Source organism: Polaromonas sp. (genome assembly GCF_018780625.1).
Classification (GTDB): domain Bacteria; phylum Pseudomonadota; class Gammaproteobacteria; order Burkholderiales; family Burkholderiaceae_C; genus Polaromonas.
This window is the reverse complement of sequence record NZ_JADMJK010000207.1, coordinates 1-5,509: the sequence shown is the minus strand read 5'-3', so window position 1 is coordinate 5,509 and position 5,509 is coordinate 1. Positions and strand designations below refer to the sequence as shown.

Below are 5,509 nucleotides of genomic sequence, written 5' to 3'. Positions count from 1 at the left end.
CCTGCAGCAACTGGTAGACAAACTGGGCCAGGTTGTGGCGAATGCCGTGCAGGTAATCTGGAGAGTGCTGGTGCCCATGGCGGGCTTTGCTGAATTCATGCATGTTGTTTGTCCTGAACGCTCAGACGCTGGCGGCCGGATTGGCGCGCGTCGCCATGGCAAGCACCCGGTGCGCCATCCAGGCCCCCAGCACCATGCTGGCCACTGCAATGAAACTCGATACCGACAGGGTGGCGACACCCGCCATGCCCTGTCCTATGGTGCAGCCCATCGCCAGAATGCCGCCCCAGGCCATCATCACGCCGCCCGCCATATTGCGCAGCATCTGCGCCCCGGTGGGCATGACCCAGTGGAAACGGCGTGCCACGACAACGCTCAGCAAAGCGCCGAGAAACACGCCCAGCACCGCCGTGGAGCCGAACTTCAGGGGGAACCCCAGCCGCTCCATGGTGAGGTAGCGCATCAAATCCTGCGCCGGCGCGACAAAGGCCAGCGCCGAGGTCACGGGCGTGTCGAATTCGCTGCTACCCGCAATGCTCACATACCAGCTGGCCGCCACCAGACCACCTACCAGCATGCCCGACAGCGGAAGTTTCCATCCCCACCATTCGGATTGGCGCGGCGCCAGCAGCAGGAACGCACCGATCAGCGCGACCAGTCCCGCTGTCACCGTCCAGGCGGGCACACCGCCGAGCAAGGCAGGCAGTGTCCTGGCGGGCAAGGTCATGGCCGGTCCGCTGGCGATCTCCCGCAACGGAGCCAGCGCGCCTTCCAGGCTGGCCATGATGGCCAGCACGAAAACCAGCCAGGTCAGCAGGGCGCCGCCTTGCCCCTCTGCTGCGCGCACCATGATCCGGCTCGGGCAGCCCCCGGCCAGCATCATCCCGGCGCCAAACACCACGCCGCCAATCACCAGGCCCACCAGCGGCACGCTGGCGCGCAGATACGGCGTGCCGCTCAAATCCACCCAGCCCAGCCCGGATAGCAGTTGTGTGCCTGCCAGTGCCACGGCCATCGCCAGCAAGAAAGCACGCAGCCTGGCCTTGTCCTTGCCTTCGAAAGCGTTGGCCAATGCCGCGCGTGCGCAAAAACCACTGCGCTGCAAAACGATGCCGAGCAACACGCCCAGCACCAGGCCACCCCAAACCGGGATATTCAATCCACCTGCATCCATGTCTGTCTCCGTTCAGTTTTTCAGTATTTTTCTGCCTGCGCACGCGTGCTCATCAGGCCGCGAGATTCGCTGCCACGATGCGGTCCATGTCAGCCGGACGCGGCGCAATCTCGCGCGTGAGGTCGTCGATAAAGTCGGCGCGGGACATCGACAGGGCGGGGTTCCAGCGCTTCTCAAAACCAATGGTCGAGGACGGTTTGCCCGAAATGCCGGCACCACACGCGCTGCCCGCCTGATGGCCCGGGAAGATCTCGACCTCGCTCGGCAGCGGCAGCAGCTTGCCGTGCAGCGTGTCGTACAGCTGGCCCGCCATCTCCTTTTCCTTGCCCGCCAGGTCGGGCCGGCCAACGGCGCCGACAAACAGCGTGTCGCCCGTCACGACGAACCAGGGCGTTTCGCCCCGGCGCAAATCGGAAACCAGCAGGCAAACGCTGTCGGCCGTATGCCCCGGTGTATGGAGCACATCGACCTGGACGTTGCCCAGGTCAAGCCGCTGGCCATCGCGCAGCGGCTCGAACTGAAAGCCTGCGACAGCGCGGTCGGATTCATGCAGGCAATAGGGCGCACCGACCATCCCGGCCAGTTTGCGCCCGCCCGAGTAATGGTCGGCATGGAGGTGGGTGTCGATCACGTGGGTGATGGTCACCCCGGCCTTGCGCGCTTCTTCGACAAACCATTCCTCGTCACCCGCCACGACATCGACCGCAATCGCCTTGGCGTAGCCGGCACAGCCGAAAAAATAGGACAGCGAGGCTTCCTTTGTCGCCAATTGCTTGAAAAACATTGCTTCTCCCTAGAAAACGATTACTTTGTCGGCTTCGGCGGTCCAGTCGGCCAGCTGGGCAAGCGTCGAACGCCTGGCCCCCTCGGTCAACTCGGTGTCCGTCAGGCCACGCGCATCCATGCAGGTCCCGCACAGGCCCACCTCACCTTGTCGGGCGACCTTGCCCAGCATGAGTTCGATGTTGTAATAACCCGGCGGTACCTTCTGGCCGGCCTTGGCGCAGCCAACGGCGTCGGCCAGCAGGAACAGACGCACCTGCTGCCCTTCCTTGCCGGCCAGCGCACTGGCCAGCCGCAGGCCGTTGTAGGCGCGCTCATGGCCGTAGGGGGCTTCATTGAGTATGAAAAGGGTGGAAGTCACGACAATATCCTCCGGGTTGAATCTGTGGGTGGAACGTTGCTTTGATCAGGACTCGAGCGGCCGATCAAGCGGCATGCCGGCGGCCTGCCATTCGGCAACGCCGTCAAGAATTTTGCGCACCCGGTAGCCCTTGCCGGAAAGCAGCTTCAGGGCCTCATCCGACATCATGCAAAACGGCCCGCGGCAGTAGGCCACGATGTCCTGACCGATCGGCAGTTCGGCCAGGCGACGCTCAAGTTCGGGCATGGGCATGGAGCGCGCATAAGGCAGGTGCGCCACCTGGTATTCCTCCTGGGGCCGCACATCGATCACGATGACTTCGCCGCGCCGCGCCTGTTCAAGCAGTGCAGAGCGGCCCACCTGCGCCAGCTTGTCGGGTGCGGCCACCATGCGCTGCAGCGCCATCTGCAGCTCGACCAGGTGTTCTTCGGCCACCAGGCGCAGCGTGACCCACAGATTGGCAACGTCCGGGCCGCTGAGCCGGTAGACCATGTACTTGCCGTCGCGCCGGCTCTGCACCAGACGGGCTTCGCGAAGTCCCTTGAGATGGGCGCTGGCCAGCTTGATGTCGATGGACAGCTCGTCCGCCAGAACTTCAACGGTTTTGTCACCCTGCGCGAGCAACTCCAGCAATTCCAGTCGTTTCGGGCTTGAAACGGCCTTGCCGATGCGGGCGACCTGCTCGTAAAGAAGGTCTTTCAGTGATCTTTTATCCATGCAAACATTCTAACGATTAAACGAATAACATTTTCGACTATTTGCGCCGGCGCGCACTGGATCGGCCCGCCGTGATGTCGCCGACCTCGCTTCAGGTCATCAGGCGATCAGGCCTTCAATGCCTTCAGCACGTTCTCAGCCGTGGCTGGTGCCGTCAGCCTGACCGGCGTGCCGTCTCCGCGCGCGGCGGCAATCGCGTCCTTGAAGGCTTCATACACGCTGATCGCCAGCATGAACGGCGGCTCGCCGACCGCCTTGCTGCCAAACACGTTGTCTTCGCGATTCGCTTCGGGCCAGAAGTCGACCTTGAAGTGCGCGGGAATGTCGCCGGTGGCGGGAATCTTGTAGGTGCTGGGCGCGTGGGTGCTGAGCTGGCCGTTGCCCGCCCACACCAGCTGCTCGGTGGTCAGCCAGCCCATGCCCTGCACAAAACCGCCCTCGATCTGGCCCCTGTCAATGGCCGGGTTGATGCTGGTGCCCACGTCATGCAGGATGTCGACGCGCAAGACGCGGCTCTCGCCGGTCAGCGTGTCAATCGCCACTTCGGTGCAGGCTGCGCCGTAGGCAAAGTAGTAAAACGGCCGGCCCGTCAGCGTGGCCTTGTCGTAATGGATCTTGGGCGTGCGGTAAAAGCCGTCGCTCCAGAGCTGGATGCGGTTGGCGTGGGCCTGGCGAACCACGTCGGCAAAGTGCCGGCTGGCGGCGGGCGTGATGACCTGGCCGCCGCTGAAGGAAACGGCACCGGCGCCGCAGCCGTCCAGCCCGGCCACAAACTGCGCCAGGTTGCCGCGCACGTTGCGCGCGGCGTACTGCGCGGCGCGGGCGTTCAGGTCGGTGCCGGCCGACGCGGCGGTGGCCGAGGCGTTCGGGACCTTGCTGGTGTCGGCGGCGGTGGCCAGCACCTGGCTTAGTGCCACGCCGAGTTCGTCGGCCACGATCTGGCAGACCTTGGTGTTCAGGCCCTGGCCCATTTCGGTGCCGCCGTGGTTGACCTGCACGCTGCCGTCGGTATACACATGCACCAGCGCGCCGGCCTGGTTGAACAGCGTGGCGGTGAACGAAATGCCGAACTTGACCGGCGTCAGGGCGATGCCGCGCTGGATCACCGGGCTGCCCGCGTTCCATGCCGAAATAGCCTGTTTGCGCTTTGCATAGGACGAAGTTTGCTCCAGCTTCGATAGCAAGGGTTCCAGGATGTTGTCCTCGACCGTCATGCCGTAATGGGTGGTGTTGCGCTCGTGGATGCCGTAGAGATTGCGCCTGCGCACCGCCAGCGGGTCCAGGCCCAGCTGGCGCGCCACGTCGCCCAGGATCGACTCCATCACGATCATGCCCTGCGGCCCGCCAAAGCCGCGAAACGCGGTGTGGCTCTGGGTGTTGGTCTTGCAGCGGTAGGACGCGATCGCCACGTCCTCCAGAAAGTAGGCGTTGTCCACATGAAAAATCGCGCGGTCGGCCACCGGGCCAGACAGGTCGGCGCTGAAGCCGCAGTTCACCGCCATCGTCAGCTGCAGGCCGGTGATGCGGCCGCTGTCGTCAAAGCCCACGCGGTAGTCGTAGGCAAACGGGTGGCGCTTGCCGGTGATCAGGAAGTCGTCGTCCCGGTCCAGCCGCAGCTTGACCGGGCACTGGAGCTTGCGCGCCGCGATGGCGGCCCACACCGCGAGGTGGCCGGCCTGCGTTTCCTTGCCGCCAAAGCCGCCGCCCATGCGCCGGCATTCGACGCGCACCGCATGCTGGTCAATGCCCAGCGCGTGCGCCACCCAGTGCTGCACCTCGCCGGGGTGCTGGGTGCTGGAATAAATTAGCCACTGGTGCTGCTCCTGCGGCAGCACGTAGGCCACTTGGCCTTCGAGGTAGAAATGTTCCTGTCCGCCGACGTCCAGTTGGCCCTGCAGCGTGTGCACGGCATGCTGGAGCGCCTGGGTAGCGTCCCCGCGCTGCACAAACACCGGCGGCAGCACATAGCTTTCGGCCTTGAGCGCCTGCCGCACGTCCAGGATGGCGGTCAGTGCGTCGATGCGGCAGACCACCTGGCGCGCGGCGCGGCGCGCCTGCATCACCGAGTCGGCCACCACCACGCCTATCACCTGGCCCACATGCTGCACCGTATCCGTCGCAAACACCGGCTCGTCGTGCGCAAAATTGCCCAGCAGCGGATCGCCCGGAATGTCGCCGGCCAGAATCACCGCGCGCACGCCGGGCAGGGCCAGCGCCGCCGCCGTGTCCACGCCCCGCAGCCGGCCATGCGCCACGGTCGAAAGAATCGGTGCGGCATACAGCGTGCCCCGGATTTCCGGGATGTCGTCGACATAGGTCGCAGCGCCCGCCACCTGGGCGCGTGCGCTTTCGTGAAAGGCTGAACGGCCTGCCGCCGGGCTGCTGGTGGCGTTCATGCCGCGTCCTCCAGCGTGAAGGCTTCGAGGTTGATCTGCTGCAGGCCCTGGCTTTCAAGCCAGTAACGCTGCAGCAGG

Annotated in this window: 5 protein-coding genes; all 5 read right to left on the bottom strand. The window is 65.0% G+C overall.

The window, feature by feature from the left end:
• Positions 1 to 121 precede the first annotated feature (121 nt).
• The 5 genes from IV091_RS15255 to xdhB all read right to left on the bottom strand — a co-directional run bounded on the left by IV091_RS15255 (position 122) and on the right by xdhB (position 5,431).
• Positions 122 to 1,174 (bottom strand): YeeE/YedE family protein, encoded by a 1,053-nt coding sequence (locus tag IV091_RS15255; protein ID WP_293470111.1) that lies wholly within the window; start codon positions 1,172 to 1,174, stop codon positions 122 to 124.
• Between the two features lie 52 nt (positions 1,175 to 1,226).
• Entirely contained in the window at positions 1,227 to 1,958 is a 732-nt protein-coding gene (locus IV091_RS15250) for an MBL fold metallo-hydrolase (RefSeq protein WP_293470110.1), read from the bottom strand.
• 9 nt (positions 1,959 to 1,967) lie between these two features.
• Positions 1,968 to 2,318, bottom strand: a complete 351-nt coding sequence (locus IV091_RS15245) for a DsrE family protein (RefSeq protein WP_293470109.1) — start codon at positions 2,316 to 2,318, stop codon at positions 1,968 to 1,970.
• Positions 2,319 to 2,363: 45 nt separating this feature from the next.
• Positions 2,364 to 3,035 carry a metalloregulator ArsR/SmtB family transcription factor gene (locus IV091_RS15240; protein WP_293470108.1) on the bottom strand — a complete coding sequence of 224 codons (672 nt, stop codon included), beginning with the start codon at positions 3,033 to 3,035 and terminating at the stop codon, positions 2,364 to 2,366.
• Positions 3,036 to 3,142: 107 nt separating this feature from the next.
• Positions 3,143 to 5,431 (bottom strand): xanthine dehydrogenase molybdopterin binding subunit, encoded by a 2,289-nt coding sequence (xdhB, locus tag IV091_RS15235; protein WP_293470107.1) that lies wholly within the window; start codon positions 5,429 to 5,431, stop codon positions 3,143 to 3,145.
• Positions 5,432 to 5,509 lie beyond the last annotated feature (78 nt).

Bases quoted from the DNA above. Each gene is read 5' to 3' on its own strand.
- IV091_RS15255 (WP_293470111.1), bottom strand. From the start codon at position 1,174: ATGGATGCAGGTGGATTGAATATCCCGGTTTGGGGTGGCCTGGTGCTG.
- IV091_RS15250 (WP_293470110.1), bottom strand. From the start codon at position 1,958: ATGTTTTTCAAGCAATTGGCGACAAAGGAAGCCTCGCTGTCCTATTTT.
- IV091_RS15240 (WP_293470108.1), bottom strand. From the start codon at position 3,035: ATGGATAAAAGATCACTGAAAGACCTTCTTTACGAGCAGGTCGCCCGC.
- xdhB (WP_293470107.1), bottom strand. From the start codon at position 5,431: ATGAACGCCACCAGCAGCCCGGCGGCAGGCCGTTCAGCCTTTCACGAA.